Source organism: Kitasatospora sp. GAS204B, from assembly GCF_029892155.1.
In the GTDB taxonomy this organism is placed as follows: domain Bacteria; phylum Actinomycetota; class Actinomycetes; order Streptomycetales; family Streptomycetaceae; genus Kitasatospora.
Map to the genome: position 1 here is coordinate 159,100 of NZ_JARZAG010000002.1, position 13,789 is coordinate 172,888.

11 protein-coding genes and 1 pseudogene are annotated in these 13,789 nt (G+C 72.1%); 5 read left to right on the forward strand and 7 right to left on the reverse strand.

Annotation, left to right across the window (positions count from 1 at the left end; all coding sequences use genetic code 11):
- Positions 1 to 32: 32 nt before the first annotated feature.
- Positions 33 to 818, forward strand: a complete 786-nt coding sequence (locus tag P3T41_RS03340) for a TetR/AcrR family transcriptional regulator (protein ID WP_280687442.1) — start codon at positions 33 to 35, stop codon at positions 816 to 818.
- A gap of 34 nt (positions 819 to 852) precedes the next feature.
- On the opposite strand, the gene P3T41_RS03345 is transcribed toward P3T41_RS03340, so the two are convergent.
- The 3 genes from P3T41_RS03345 to P3T41_RS03355 form a co-directional block, all read right to left on the reverse strand.
- Complete coding sequence (locus P3T41_RS03345) at positions 853 to 1,704, reverse strand: fumarylacetoacetate hydrolase family protein (protein WP_280687443.1); 852 nt, start codon at positions 1,702 to 1,704, stop codon at positions 853 to 855.
- A gap of 156 nt (positions 1,705 to 1,860) precedes the next feature.
- Positions 1,861 to 3,066 carry a serine/threonine-protein kinase gene (locus P3T41_RS03350; RefSeq protein ID WP_280687444.1) on the reverse strand — a complete coding sequence of 402 codons (1,206 nt, stop codon included), beginning with the start codon at positions 3,064 to 3,066 and terminating at the stop codon, positions 1,861 to 1,863.
- A 20-nt stretch (positions 3,067 to 3,086) separates the two neighbouring features.
- Positions 3,087 to 4,274, reverse strand: a complete 1,188-nt coding sequence (locus tag P3T41_RS03355) for a serine/threonine-protein kinase (protein ID WP_280687445.1) — start codon at positions 4,272 to 4,274, stop codon at positions 3,087 to 3,089.
- A gap of 162 nt (positions 4,275 to 4,436) precedes the next feature.
- On the opposite strand from P3T41_RS03355, the gene P3T41_RS03360 reads away from it, so the two are divergent.
- Complete coding sequence (locus P3T41_RS03360) at positions 4,437 to 6,719, forward strand: FdhF/YdeP family oxidoreductase (RefSeq protein ID WP_280687446.1); 2,283 nt, start codon at positions 4,437 to 4,439, stop codon at positions 6,717 to 6,719.
- 72 nt (positions 6,720 to 6,791) lie between these two features.
- Here the strand turns inward: P3T41_RS03360 and P3T41_RS03365 are convergent, their stop codons facing one another.
- Positions 6,792 to 8,381: a C40 family peptidase gene (locus tag P3T41_RS03365; protein ID WP_280687447.1), complete on the reverse strand. Its 1,590-nt coding sequence runs from the start codon at positions 8,379 to 8,381 to the stop codon at positions 6,792 to 6,794.
- Positions 8,382 to 8,729: 348 nt separating this feature from the next.
- Between P3T41_RS03365 and P3T41_RS03370 the strand changes: the two genes are divergently transcribed.
- Together P3T41_RS03370 and P3T41_RS03375 are read left to right on the forward strand one after the other, a co-directional pair.
- Entirely contained in the window at positions 8,730 to 9,917 is a 1,188-nt protein-coding gene (locus tag P3T41_RS03370; protein WP_280687448.1) for an inorganic phosphate transporter, read from the forward strand.
- Positions 9,918 to 9,928: 11 nt separating this feature from the next.
- A complete protein-coding gene (locus tag P3T41_RS03375) occupies positions 9,929 to 10,153 on the forward strand; it encodes a hypothetical protein (protein ID WP_280687449.1) in 225 nt (74 codons plus the stop codon).
- A 110-nt stretch (positions 10,154 to 10,263) separates the two neighbouring features.
- Here P3T41_RS03375 and P3T41_RS03380 read toward each other — a convergent pair whose 3' ends face one another.
- Together P3T41_RS03380 and P3T41_RS03385 are read right to left on the reverse strand one after the other, a co-directional pair.
- Positions 10,264 to 11,889 (reverse strand): MDR family MFS transporter, encoded by a 1,626-nt coding sequence (locus P3T41_RS03380; protein WP_348533627.1) that lies wholly within the window; start codon positions 11,887 to 11,889, stop codon positions 10,264 to 10,266.
- 192 nt (positions 11,890 to 12,081) lie between these two features.
- Positions 12,082 to 12,561: a MarR family transcriptional regulator gene (locus P3T41_RS03385; RefSeq protein ID WP_280687451.1), complete on the reverse strand. Its 480-nt coding sequence runs from the start codon at positions 12,559 to 12,561 to the stop codon at positions 12,082 to 12,084.
- A 182-nt stretch (positions 12,562 to 12,743) separates the two neighbouring features.
- On the opposite strand from P3T41_RS03385, the pseudogene P3T41_RS03390 reads away from it, so the two are divergent.
- Positions 12,744 to 13,198, forward strand: a pseudogene (locus P3T41_RS03390) (DUF3533 domain-containing protein); the annotation flags it as partial.
- 8 nt (positions 13,199 to 13,206) lie between these two features.
- Here the strand turns inward: P3T41_RS03390 and P3T41_RS03395 are convergent.
- The gene (locus P3T41_RS03395) at positions 13,207 to 13,734 is read right to left on the reverse strand and encodes a GtrA family protein (protein WP_280687452.1); all 528 of its coding nucleotides are present in this window, start codon (positions 13,732 to 13,734) and stop codon (positions 13,207 to 13,209) included.
- Positions 13,735 to 13,789 lie beyond the last annotated feature (55 nt).

The following is a 13,789-nucleotide window of genomic DNA, read 5'->3' on the forward strand; positions in this document are numbered from 1 at the left end:
CACCGGCGCTGTCGCGCACTACGCTGACCGCCATGAAAGCCACCGAGCCGGCCGCGCCCAGCCCTTCGCCCGCCCCTGGTTCGGCCCGGGTCGCGGCCGACGGCCCCGCCGAGCGACCCCGGCGGGCCGGCTACCGGCGGCTGCCGGTCCAGCAGCGCCGCGAGCAGCTGATCGCCGTGGCACTGGAGCTGTTCAGCACCCGCCCGCCGGACGAGGTGAGCCTGGACGACGTGGCCGAGGCCTCCGGCGCCTCCCGGCCGCTGGTCTACCGCTACTTCGCGGGCGGCAAGCAGCAGCTCTACGAGGCGGCGCTGAGCAGCGCGGCCGAGGAGCTGATCAGCCGCTTCACGGTCCCGCCGCGCGGCACCCCGACCGAGCAGCTGGGCGCCGTGTTGGACGGCTACTTCTCCTTCGTCGCCGAGCACGACGCCGGCTACGGCGCGCTGCTGCGCGGTGGCTCGGTGGTGGAGACCGCGCGGACCAGCGCGATCGTGGACAAGGTGCGCCGTGCCGCGCTCCGGCGCACCCTGCGCTACATGGGCGTGGGCGAACCCGGGCCCCGGCTCACCCTGCTGGTGCGCTCCTGGATCTCGGTGGTGGAGGCCTCCTCGCTCAGCTGGCTGGACGAGGGCCGGCAGATCCCGCCCACCCAGCTGCGCGACTGGCTGGTGGACGAGTTCGTGGCGATGACCGCGGCCACCGCCGCGCACGACCCGCAGAGCGCCGAGGTGCTGACCGGGCTGCTGGCGCTGGAGGCGCCGGACGGGCGCGCCGCCGCGCTGCTGGCCCGTCTCGGCACGCTGCGCACCGGTCGCTGACGGTCCGTCAGGACGACTGCGCGGCGGCGACCCGTCAGGCCTTGCCGAGCACCTGCCGCTGCCGCCCCAGCCCGGTGACCGCCAGCTCCATCACGTCACCGGGCTGCAGGAACGCGGTGCCCGGGTGCCCCATGGTGACGCCCGCCGGGGTGCCGGTGGTGACCACGTCACCGGGCTCCAGCACCATGAACTGGCTGATGTACCGCAGCACCGGGTAGATCGGGAAGATCATCTGCGCGGTCTGCCCGTCCTGCCGCAGCTCGCCGTTGACCCAGAGCTGGAGCTCCAGCGCCTGCGGGTCGCCGACCTCCTCCGGGGTGACCAGGTAGGGGCCCAGCGGGTTGAAGGTCTCGCAGCACTTGCCCTTGTCCCACTGGCCGCCGCGCTCCAGCTGGAAGGCGCGCTCGGTGACGTCGTTGGAGATGGTGTACCCGGCGATCACCGCCGCCGCCTCCTCGTCCGTCTCCAGGTAGCGGGCGGTCCGCCCGATCACCACGGCCAGCTCGACCTCGTAGTCGGTCTTGGTGGCGCCACGCGGCACCAGCACCTCGTCGTCCGGGCCGACCACGGTGTTGCTGGCCTTGAGGAAGAGCACCGGCTCGGCCGGGATCGCCGCACCCGCCTCGGCGGCGTGGTCGCGGTAGTTCAGGCCTACGCAGACCACCTTGCCCGGGCGGACGACCGGCGCGCCGATCCGCTGCCCCGCGATGTCGACCACGGGCAGCTCACCCTGCGCCACCGCGGCGGCCAGCTCGGTCACGTCCAGTCCGGACAGGAACGCCCCGTCGAGGTCGGAGGTACGCCCCGAGAGGTCGTACGCGGTGCCGTCCTGGCCGAGCACGACCGGGCGCTCGGCGCCCGGGGGGCCAACACGGAGGAGCTTCATCTGCCCATCACCACCTGTGGTGTCGCATCTGCGCGCAGCGGGCCGCACACCCGCTTCGCCTATGCGTCCGAGGTATATCAACATTTTGTGGAACGGAGCCAGGGGGCGGTCGTCGGCCAGTTCCTATCAATTCCACCAAACGCCCGGGGGGTCGAATCAGCTGCCCGTACGGTTGACACCGGTGAGCAGCGCCGCGAGCAGTCCGGCCGGGCAGGGGTGCTCGGGGACGGGGGTGCGGGCCAGCCGGCGCTGGATGTCCTCGACGTCCGGGTGGCCCTCGCCGAGTGCGGCGGTGGCGTGCGGGAGCAGCTCGTCCAGCAGGCAGTACGCCTGGTCGTGTGCGCCGACCCGGGCGAGCAGCACGGCGAAGTCGTGGCAGCCGCGCACCGTACGGCCGTTGTCCGGGCCGAACGCGAGGGCGAACTGCTCGATCAGCGGCCGCAGCCGCTTCAGCCCGTCGGCGGCCCGGCCCTCGCCGGCGGCCTGGAAGGCGGCGTCCGCCTGCCGGCGCAGGTCCCGCACGGCCTCGGCGGCCGCCGCCAGCCGGCGGCCCACCTCCCCCGCGCCGGTCGGCCGCTCGGCGGGGTCCTTGGCCAGCAGTTCGAGCAGCAGCCGGGCCAGGTCCCGGGGCAGCGCGGTCGGCCGCGGGGGCGGCTCGTCCACGTGCTGGACCATCAGCGCGTAGGTGCCGGAGGCGCTGAACGGGCGGACACCGGTGAAGAGTTCGTAGAGCACGCAGCCCAGCGCGTAGAGGTCGCTGCGCACCGTGCCCGGCTCGCCGCGCCAGCGCTCGGGGGCCAGGTAGGGCGCGCTGCCGATCACCGCGCCGGCCGTGGTCAGGCCGCCCTCCTTGTTGTCGCCGATCTGCGCGATCCCGAAGTCCAGCACCTTGAGCAGCTGCCGGTCGGGGCCGGTGAACATGATGTTCTCCGGCTTGATGTCGCGGTGGATCACGTCGGCCGCGTGGGCGGCGGCGAGCGCGGCGCACAGCTGGCGGCCCCACTCCAGCGCCTGCGGCAGCTCGGGACGGGAGGTGGCCAGCACCTGCTTCAGGGTCAGGCCGTTGAGCAGCTCCATCACCAGGTAGCGGTAGCTCTCGCCGCCCTCGGCGGCCTCGCCCTGGTCGAAGATCAGCACCACGTTCTGGTGCACAAGACGGGCCAGCACCGCCATCTCGCGGCCGAACCTGGCCCGGTCGGTGGCGGCTTCCGGGTCGTACTGGCCGGGCTCGTGGCGCAGCGTCTTGACCGCCACCTGCCGCCCGACCACCTGGTCGTAGGCCTCCCAGACCACCCCGAAGCCGCCCCGGCCCAGCTCGCCGACCAGTCGGTAGCGCTCCCCCAGCAGATCGCCGGCTCTCATGTCTCCCCCTACTTCGGCTGTCAGTAGACGGGGAGGCCGAGCAGCATCGCCAACTCGCCGGGGCGGGCGATGCCGCGCCTGCGCTCCAGGTCGCGGCTGTAGGACCAGAGGTCTCGGGTCGCCTTCGCCACGTCCTCGTCCCCCGGTCCCAAGGTGGCGGTCATCAGCGGCACCAGCTCGCCCAACAGGCCTACCGCTCCAGCGATATCGTCAGCCATCCCCCGCCAGATGGCAAGGTCATAGGCGACCTGCAGGGTCTGCGGACGGGTCTGCCCGAGCGTGCGGGCCGCGTGGGACACCAGTACGGTCAACTGGCGTACCGCCTCGGCACTCTGGCCCGCCTCGCCGTAGGCCCAGGCCTGGTCGACCTGGGCCCGGATCAGCTCCTCGGGGCCGGGCCCGACCGGGCCCTGGTAGCCGGCCGCCACCGCGCCCAGCCGGGCTCCGGCCTCGGCGGCGTCCGCCGGGCGGGCGGCGGGGTCCTTGGCCAGCAGGCTGAGCACCACCTCGTCCAGGCCGCCCGGCAGGTCGGTGCGGAACTGGCCCAGGTGGGGGACCGCGTCGTTCAGGTGACGGTGCATCAACTCCGGCACCGAGGCGCCCAGATAGGGCGGGCGCCCGGCGCAGAGTTCGAACAGCGCGCAGCCCAGCGCGTAGAGGTCCGCCCGACCGTCGGCCGGGGCCTGGCGCCACTGCTCGGGCGCCAGGTACGGGGCGTTGCCGGTCTCGGTGGCCGGGGCCAGGTGGGCGGTGCCGAAGCCGAGCAGCTTGATCCGGCCCTGGTCCGTGAGGAAGAGCCGGCTCGGCTTGAGCCCCCAGTGCACCACACCGGCCGCGTGCGCGGCCTTCAGGCCGAGGCAGGCCTGTTGGGCCCAGATCAGGATGTGCCCGAGGTCGGCGGGCCCGGCCGCGATCACGGTGTCCAGGGTGCGGCCGCTGAGCAGCTCCAGGACCAGCGCGCGGTCGGCGCGGTGCTCCACCTCGACCAGGTGCGGGTGGCCGAGCCGGCCGGCCCGCTCGGCCTCGTCCAGGAACCGCTCGACGGCGGCCGGCGGTGCGGGCGACTGCGGCGGCACCAGGTGGACGGCGACCCGGTGGCCGTCCGATCGGTCGAGCGCCTCCCAGCGCGACCCGGTGACCGACCGACCCAGCTCGCGCAGCAACTGGTAGCGGCCGTCGACCAGCGGCGGCGGCTGGAGATCTGACATGCGGATCAGCCTATCGGGCCGCTGACCCGGTTGACCCTGAGTCGACCGAGCCGGCTGAGGAAGGCCCCACCTCGACCGCACCTGCCTCCACCGGCCAGGGTGCGAGGATGGTGGCCGGGCTGACGACGGCGTGGCCCGGATCCCCGTTGGAGGTGGGCGACGATGGCCAAGCAGGCCCCGCAGAGCGACCCGGCGCAGGACGCCCCCAAGGTGGGCGCCCCGCAGCGCGCGGCCGCCGGACTGACCGCCGTGCGGCAGAGCCTGAAGCTGGCCCATGAGCAGATGGGCCCGGCCCGCACCCTGGCCACCCTGGCCAAGGTCAACCAGCAGGGCGGCTTCGACTGCCCCGGCTGTGCCTGGCCCGAGCCGGACAAGCCGCACACCGCCGAGTTCTGCGAGAACGGCGCCAAGGCGGTCGCCGAGGAGGCCACCGAGCGCCGGATCACCCGCGCCTTCTTCGCCGAGCACTCGGTGGCCGAGCTGGCCGGGCGCTCCGGCTACTGGCTGGGCCAGCAGGGCCGGCTCACCGAGCCGATGCTGCTGGCCGAGGACGCCACCCACTACGCCCCGATCGGCTGGGACGAAGCCTTCGCGATCATCGCCGAGGAGCTCGAGGCGCTGGCGACCCCCGACGGCGCTGCCTTCTACACCTCGGGCCGGACCAGCAACGAGGCCGCCTTCAGCTACCAGCTGTTCGCCCGCAAGCTGGGCACCAACAACCTGCCGGACTGCTCCAACATGTGCCACGAGTCCTCCGGCTCGGCGCTGGTGGAGACCCTCGGGGTGGGCAAGGGCAGCGTCAGCCTGAAGGACCTCTACCAGGCCGACCTGATCATCGTGGCCGGGCAGAACCCGGGCACCAACCACCCCCGGATGCTCTCCGCGCTGGAGCGGGCCAAGCGGGCCGGCGCCACCATCGTCAGCGTCAACCCGCTGCCCGAGGCTGGCCTGGAGCGGTTCAAGAACCCGCAGCACGCGCGCGGCCTGGTCGGCGGCGGCACCAAGCTGACCGACCTGTTCCTGCAGATCAGGCTCGGTGGCGACCTGGCGCTGTTCCGCGCGCTCAACCAGCTGATCCTGGCCGCCGACGGCGGCGTGGACCGGGACTTCGTCGCCGAGCACTGCCACGGCTTCGACGAGTTCGCCGCCGAGGCCACGTCGACGGACCGTCAGCAGGTGCTCGCCGCAACCGGGTTGCCCTGGGAGCAGATCGAGCAGCTGGCCGAACTCGTGCTGAAGTCGAAGAAGGTCATCGTCTGCTGGGCGATGGGCCTGACCCAGCACCGGCACTCGGTGCCGACCATCCGCGAGGTGGTCAACTTCCTGCTGCTGCGCGGCAATGTGGGACGTCCCGGGGCCGGCGTCTGTCCGGTGCGCGGGCACAGCAACGTCCAGGGCGACCGCACCATGGGCATCTTCGAGCGGCCCGCCGCCGCCTTCCTGGACGCGCTGGAGCGGGAGTTCGGCTTCGAGCCGCCGCGCGAGCACGGCTTCGACGCGGTCGAGTCGATCCGGGCGATGCGCGACGGGCGGGTCAAGGTCTTCTTCGCGATGGGCGGCAACTTCGTCGCGGCCACCCCGGACACCGAGGTCACCGAGGCCGCGATGCGGCAGTGCCGGCTGACCGTGCAGGTCTCCACCAAGCTGAACCGCTCGCACCTGGTGACCGGCCGCCGGGCGCTGATCCTGCCCACCCTGGGCCGCACCGACCGGGACCACACCGAGGCGGGCGGCCAGTTCGTCACCGTCGAGGACTCGATGGGCATGGTGCACTCCTCGCAGGGCCGGCTGCGCCCGCCGGCGCCCGGCATCCTCTCCGAGGTCGCGATCGTCTGCCGGCTGGCCCGCGCGGTGCTCGGCCCCGCCGACCCGACGCCGTGGGAGGAGTTCGCCACCTCCTACGACACCGTCCGCGACCGGATCGCCCGGGTGGTGCCGGGCTTCGCCGACTTCAACACCAGGGTCCGGGCGCCCGGTGGCTTCGCGCTGCCGCACGGTCCGCGCGACAGCCGGACCTTCCCCACCGCCACCGGCAAGGCCAACTTCACCGTCAACACGATGACCGCCCCCGAGGTGCCGGCCGGCCGGCTGCTGTTGCAGACGCTGCGCTCGCACGACCAGTACAACACCACGATCTACGGCCTGGACGACCGCTACCGGGGCATCACCGGCGGGCGCCGGGTGGTGCTGGTCAACCCGCTGGACGCGGCCGAGCTGGGCCTGACCGAGGGCGGCTACGTCGACCTGGTCAGCGAGTGGCGGGACGGGGTGGCCCGGCGGGCGCCGCACTTCAAGGTGGTGCACTACCCGGTGGCGCGCGGCGGGGCGGCGGCCTACTACCCGGAGACCAACGTGCTGATCCCGCTGGACTCCACGGCGGAGATCAGCAACACGCCGACCTCCAAGGCCGTGGTGATCCGCTTCCAGCCGGATTCCGGCGTCTGAGAGCGGCCGGCCCGAGTCCCGGTCCCGATCCGCCGGCGGCCCCTGGAAGTTCGGGCCGCCGGCGGATCGGGCTCACGGCGTGGTGCTGGTGGACCCGGACGGGCTCGGCGGGACCGAGGCGCTGCCCGAGGACGACGGCGAGGTGCCCGAAGGCGAGCCGTTCGGGGCGGACGGCGAGGGCGAGCCGCTCGGCGGGACCGAGGCGCTGCCCGAGGCACTGGCCGTCGGCAGCGGCGAACCCGAGGCGGCACCGGAGGCGGACGCCGAGGCGCCGCCCGATCCCGAAGCGGACGGCGAGGGCGGGCCGGTGGGCACCGCCGAGGGCGGGATCACCGGCGGCGCGGGCGGGCCGATCGGTAGCACCGGCAGCAGCGAGGGCAGCGGCGGTTCGCTCGGCAGCCCGGGCACCGCAGCCTGCGAGGGCGCCGCGAGCGGCGTCACCGTCTCCGCCTGCTGCAGCGTGGCGGGCACCTTCCAGGCGCCACCCTTGTCGTCCGAGGCGTTCTGCGGGTCGGGCCGCACCGCGCCCAGGATCGGCGCCATGCCGATCGGCGAGACCCGGACGAACGCACCGGTGTGCGGAGCCTGCACGACCAGCCCGCCGCCGATGTACATCGCCACGTGCTCGGCGCTGCTGTAGTAGATCAGCAGGTCGCCGGGGCGCAGCTGGTTCAGCGGGACGTGCTGCAGTTGGGCCCACTGCTCCTGGCTGGTGCGCGGGATCTGGACGCCCGCACTCAGCCAGGCCTGCGAGGTGAGGCCGGAGCAGTCGAAGGAGGCGGGTCCGACGCCGCCCCACAGGTACGGCTTGCCGAGCTGCGCGAGCGCGAAGGCGACCGCCTGCCGGCCGGCCGCCGAGGGGGTGCGCTCACCCTGGCCGAGCGCACCGCTGGCCAGGAAGGCCAGTTGGGCCTGGTCGACCTGGTTCTGCTCCAGCTGCTGCAGCTCGGTCTGCTGGGCGCCGGTGAGCGAGGAGACCAGCTGCTCGACGGTGGCCAGCTGGCCGGCGATCTCGGCCTTGTTCTGGTCCTGCTGGGTGAGCAGCGACTTGGTGCCGTTGGCCGCGTCGGTGGACTGCTTCCTCAGCTGCTCCAGCGCCGCCTGGTCGCCCTTGAGCTGGGCGACGAAGGTGGCCTGCGAGCGGCTCGCGGCGGAGAGCAGCGCGGCGAGGTGGGCGGCCTGGTACGGGTCGTTGGTCAGCAGCAGCTCGCCGAGGCCGGAGACGTCGCCGTTGCGGTACTGCTCGGAGGCCAGTTCGGCGGCGACGTCGACGCCCTGGTCGACCAGCTTCTGCTGGGCGTCGATCTTGGCGTTGACCGCGGCCACGCCGCTCTGCTGGGCGGCCAGTTGCTGGGCGGTGGCGTTGTACTGCTCGGTGGCCGCCTCGGCGTTCTGGTAGAGCAGGTGGATCTTGTCGAGCAGCGGGCCGAGGGTGGCCTCGGCGGCGGCCAGCGGGTCGCCGCCAGCGGCCGCGCCGGACGGTACGGCGCCGGGGGCGGTCGGCGTCGCGGTGGCCGAGGGCGACGGCATGGGGGCGGCGAAGGCCGTCTGGGCGGCCATCGGCAGCGCGAGCGCGGCCACCGCCAGCACCGCACCGCAGCGCAGCGCGGCCCGCAGCCATGGCTGCGTCCCGACCAGTCGTTCACGGCTCACAGCCCGCATCGGCTCGCCTCCCCCTCGTTCGATGACTCCCCCGGCACCGCCGCCGGCAGGCCCTTGCCGATCCTGCCACGCGAACGGCCGGATCCGGCAGGGTGCCTCGAAGCATCTGATGAATTCTCAGCTGACAGGCCGTCGTGACACAGATCTCACGAATCCGACCCCAAACCGGACGTTGTTCGCATAAGACCAGGCCAAGACACCTGAGAGACTCGTGGAGGCCAAGTGCAGGACATGAACGGACCCGGAAATCCCGGTCTAGTTAACCTCCCGTTCACTCGACCTCCCTACGGTCGCGCTGAACACAGCTGACGAAAACAACAGTCCGACTACTACGACGATTGTTTGGTAATGGAACACATCACGTTCCTGGTCGCGGTGGTGATCGTCACCGCTCTTGCCTTCGACTTCACCAACGGCTTCCACGACACCGCCAACGCGATGGCCACCTCCATCGCCACCGGCGCGCTGCGACCCAAGGTCGCCGTCGGCATCTCCGCGGTCCTCAACTTCGCGGGCGCCTTCCTCTCGGTGAAGGTCGCGAGCACCATCTCGGGCGGGATCGTCAATGAGAAGGCGGGCATCCACCCGTCGGTGATCTTCGCGGCACTGGCCGGTGCCATCCTCTGGAACCTGGTGACCTGGCTGCGCGGCCTGCCCTCCAGTTCCTCGCACGCGCTGTACGGCGGCCTGATCGGCGCCACCGTCGTGGGCGTCGGGCTCGACGGCGTCAACTTCAGCACCGTGGTCACCAAGATCCTCATCCCGGCCGTCGCCTCCCCGGTCGTGGCCGGCCTGGCCGCCTGGGGCGCCACCAAGGTCGCCTACCTGATCACCCGGCGCGGCGGCGCGAAGACCACCACCAAGGGCTTCAAGATCGGCCAGATGTTCTCCGCCTCGCTGGTCTCGCTGGCCCACGGCACCAACGACGCCCAGAAGACGATGGGCATCATCACCCTGACCCTGGTCTCGGTCGGCGCGCTGCCCAAGCACGCGCTGCCCCCCACCTGGGTGATCGCCAGCGCCGGCCTGGCCATCGCGCTCGGCACCTACATGGGCGGCTGGCGGATCATCCGCAGCATGGGCAAGGGTCTGACGGACGTCCAGGCACCGCAGGGCTTCGCCGCCGAGGCCGCAACGACCGCGGTGATCCTGACCTCCTCGCACATGGGCTACGGCCTCTCCACCACCCAGGTGGTCTCCGGCGGCATCATGGGCGCGGGCCTCGGCGGCCCGAAGGCCCAGGTGCACTGGAGCATGGCCCGCCGCATGGTCTACACCTGGGGCCTGACGCTGCCCGCCGCCGCCGTGGTGGCCGGCGCCGCCGCCTTCGTGGCGGACCAGGGCACCTGGGGCGTCGTGCTGGTCGGCGCCGCCCTGGTGGCCGGCTCGGGCACAATGTGGCTGCTCTCCCGCCGCCAGCCGGTGACCGCGAGCAACGTCAACGAGGTCCCGGAACTCACCGACGTCACGCCGGTCCCCGTTCCCGGCAGCGCCGCCTCGCCCGCCACCACCCCGACCACCACCGTCGCCGCCTGAGGGGCTCTGCCATGCACATCAACTGGAGCGCCCTCGCCGACACCGCCGGCGTCAGCTTCGTGGTCACCGTCGCCGTGGTCGCGGCCTTCGCCCTCGGGGTGCTGGCCCTGGGCCGGCGGGAGGCCGCTGTCGAGGCCGGATCGGGCCGCGGCACCGCCGCACTGGCCGGTGCCGGCGTCTGCTTCGCCGCCTGCGCGGCGGCGGTCGGCTACGGACTCACCCTGATCGCGGGCTGAGACCGGCCTGACCTGGACAGGCAGCGCGAACGGCGAAGGCCGCGAGGTGGATGTCCACCTCGCGGCCTTCGCCGTTGCCCGCCCCCGTGGCGAACCGGGCGCGCCCCGCGCTACACCGACTCGCCGACCGAGGGGTCGGCCACCGGCTCCGGCTGGACGGCCTGGAGGCCATCGGTGGCGTGGGCAGCGTGGGCGGCGTGAGCGCCGTGGGAAGCGTGGGCGCCGTGGCCGGCCTGCGCGGCGTGGGCGGTGCGCAGCGGTACCTCGCGGATGAACAGCACCACCAGGAAGGCCACCGCCGCGAACGGCGCGGCGACCAGGAAGACCGTGCCCACCCCGTGCCCGAAGGCGTCGGTGACCAGCGGGACCAGCGGCGCGGGCAGCGCGTGCAGGTCCGGCAGGTCGCCGCCGCCCAGCGCGCTCGCCCCGGCCGCCGGGATGTGGGCGGCCAACAGATTCTGGGTCAGGTAGTGGGTGACCCGGGTGCCGAGCAGTGCGCCCAGGGCCGAGACGCCCATCGCGCCGCCCATGGTGCGGAAGAAGGTCACCGTCGAGCTGGCGGTGCCCAGTTCCTTGGCGGGGACCGTGTTCTGCACCGCCAGCACCAGGTTCTGCGAGGTCAGGCCGAGGCCGATGCCGGTGGCGGCCATGTAGAGCGAGAGCACGCCGTAGTTCGTGTCGGCGCGGGCGGTGCCGAGCAGGAAGAAGCCGAGGGCGAGCAGGAAGGTGCCGGCCACCAGGTAGCGCTTCCACTTGCCGTGCTTGGTGATCAGCCGGCCCGCGATGGCGGAGGCGAGCGCCAGGCCGAGGATCATCGGCAGCGTCAGGATGCCCGCCATGGTCGGCGTCTTCCCCTTGGCCAGCTGGAAGTACTGGCTGAGGAAGGTGGTGGCGCCGTACATCCCGATGCCGACGAAGGTGCTGGCCACCGCGGCCAGGCTCACGGTGCGGTGGCGGAACAGGCCCAGCGGCATGATCGGCTCCGCCGCCCGACGCTCGGTCAGGACGAAGAGCAGCACCAGCAGCAGCCCGCCGCCGACCATCAGCGCGGTCTGCCAGGAGCCCCAGGCGTAGTTCTTGCCGGCCAGCGTGACCCAGACCATCAGCAGGCTGACCGCGCCGGCGATCAGGATCGCGCCGAGATAGTCGATCTTCGCCTTCCGCTTGACCACCGGCAGGTGCAGGGTGCGCTGCAGCACGATGATGGCGATCACCGAGAACGGGATGCCGACGTAGAAGCACCAGCGCCAGCCCAGCCAGTGGGTGTCCACGATGACCCCGCCGATCAGCGGCCCGCCGATGGTGGCCAGCGCGAAGACGGCACCGAAGTAGCCGCTGTAGCGGCCTCGTTCGCGCGGCGGGACCATCGCCGCCAGGCAGATCTGCCCGAGTGCCACCACGCCGCCGGCGCCCAGGCCCTGCAGCACCCGGCAGCCGATCAGCTCGGCGGTGTTCTGCGAGAGGCCGGCCAGGGTGGAGGAGACGATGTAGATCACCAGCGCCAGCTGGACCAGCAGCTTCTTGCTCACCAGGTCGGAGAGCTTGCCCCAGATCGGGGTGGAGGCGGTGAGCGAGAGCAACGCCGCGGTGATCACCCAGGTGTAGGCGGACTCGCCGCCGTGCAGGTCGTTGAGGATGGTCGGCAGCGCGTTGGAGACGATGGTCGAGGAGAGCACCGCGACGAAGAGGCCGAGCAGCAGCCCGGAGAGCGCTTCGAGGATCTCACGGTGCGTCATCGGGCGGTCGGGGGCGACGGCACCGTGGTGATGGTGCTGCGGGTGCGCCGGCTGGCTGCTGGTCATGAAGGTCCTTAGAAATCGTTGCCTAAGGCAACCATAAGCTTCGATAGTTGACCTAGGCAACCTTCTCTGTGGACGTTGACGCGGACTGCGGCCCGGACCTTGACCCGGACGTCGGCACTCGCTCGGCTACTCGTCCCAGTCCTCGCGCCGGCTCACGCTGGCCACCGTCTCGTTGAACCGCGCCAGCAGGTGGACGAACTGGTCGAGTTCGGCCGGATCCCAGCTGGCGAGCATGGCGCGGAACGAGGCGATCCGGTACTCGTGCGCCCGCAGGAAACGCCGGGCGCCGTCCTCGGTGAGCGAGACCAGCGAGACCCGCCCGTCCAGCGGATCGGACTCGCGCGCCACCAGGCCGAGTTCCTCCAGCGCCTTGATCTGCCGGCTGATCGTCGCCTTGCCGACCCCGAAGTGCGCCCCGACATCGGTCACCCGGACCTGCCCCGCTTCGCTGAGGTGGGCGAGCAGGCTGTAGGCCAGGCCCTCCAGCTTGGGATGCACCATCCGCGACATCTCGGCGGACCTGGCCCGCCCGCGGCGGAACATCACCGCGACCTCGCGCTCCACCGCGCGGAAGACCGCTTCACTGCCCGTCAGATCCTCGACCACACCAACCCGCCGCTCTGCCGCAGAGCGCCGCCCGCCGACGCGTGATCAGTATCCACCAGCCCCGGCGCGGGAGGGACTACCCCAAATGCCTCGAATGGCAGGAAGAAACGGTCATGCTGTGATCTGCCATTTGCATCGCTTTCGAGCTTTCGAGCTTTCGAGAGTCGCTTCCGACCGCGGTGCTGGCGCTCTACTCGATCGCGGCCGGACTCGGCGGCGTGCTGATCGCCGGGCCGGTCCTGAACGCGCTGCCCGGCAGCGTCGCCGCGCTCTGGGCGTGGGCAGCCTGGTGGTCTTCGCGGTCGGCACCATCACGATGGCGCTGGAGTGCCTCTTCGACGTGGTCGGCATCGGGCTCGCGGTGCTGGTCTTCGTGGTGCTCGGCAACCCGAGCGCGGGCGGGGTCTTCCCGCTGCCGCTGCTGCCGCCGTTCTGGCGGGCGATCGGCGCCTGGCTGCCGAACGGCGCGGGGACCAGCGCCACCCGCTCGATCGCCTACCTGGGCGCCACCAGGCTCACCATGCCGCTGCTGGTCCTCGCGGTCTGGGCGGTGGTCGGAGTGGTCGTCTCGCTGCTCGCGGTGCACAGCAGGGCCCGGGGCGGCCGGCCGATGGTCGCCCCGCCGGAGCGGGGCTGACGCTTCCCTCAGTGCACCCGTGACGGCTCGGTGGCCGAGTCCGATACCGCCGAGTCGTCACGGGTGTTGGTGAAGACGAACTTCTTCATCGCCCAGTAACGGAAGCCCATCGCCACCAGGGTCCCGATGATCATCCCGCTCAGGAAGTCGGAGACCTCCTGGGTGAACTTGCTCACGTGCGGCGTGTGCAGGTCGAACAGATAGCGGCTGATCAGCAGCGGGAGGTCGTTGACCCCGACCGCCACGGCACTCACCGCGAAGAAGGGGATCACCTCCTTGTGGCTGCCCTCCGAACGGAACGACCACTGGCGGTTCAGGATGTACGAGAACACCGTCGCGACACCCGTTGCGATCGTCAGTGCGACAACCGGCTTGTTCTGGCAGACGGTGAGCTTGAGCCCGTAGTTGATCAGCAGCGTCAGCAGGAAGCACGAGCCACCCACCACGAGGAACTTCACCAGGCTGCGGTGCTGCACCACGAAGGGGCGCAGCGGCCCCGGCACCTTGGCCAGAGCTTTCTGTGTTCGCGACGGCATTGGCGCAGTGTCGCACGAGAGTCCTCACAAGCCCGTCACCCGACTCCCCGGAACG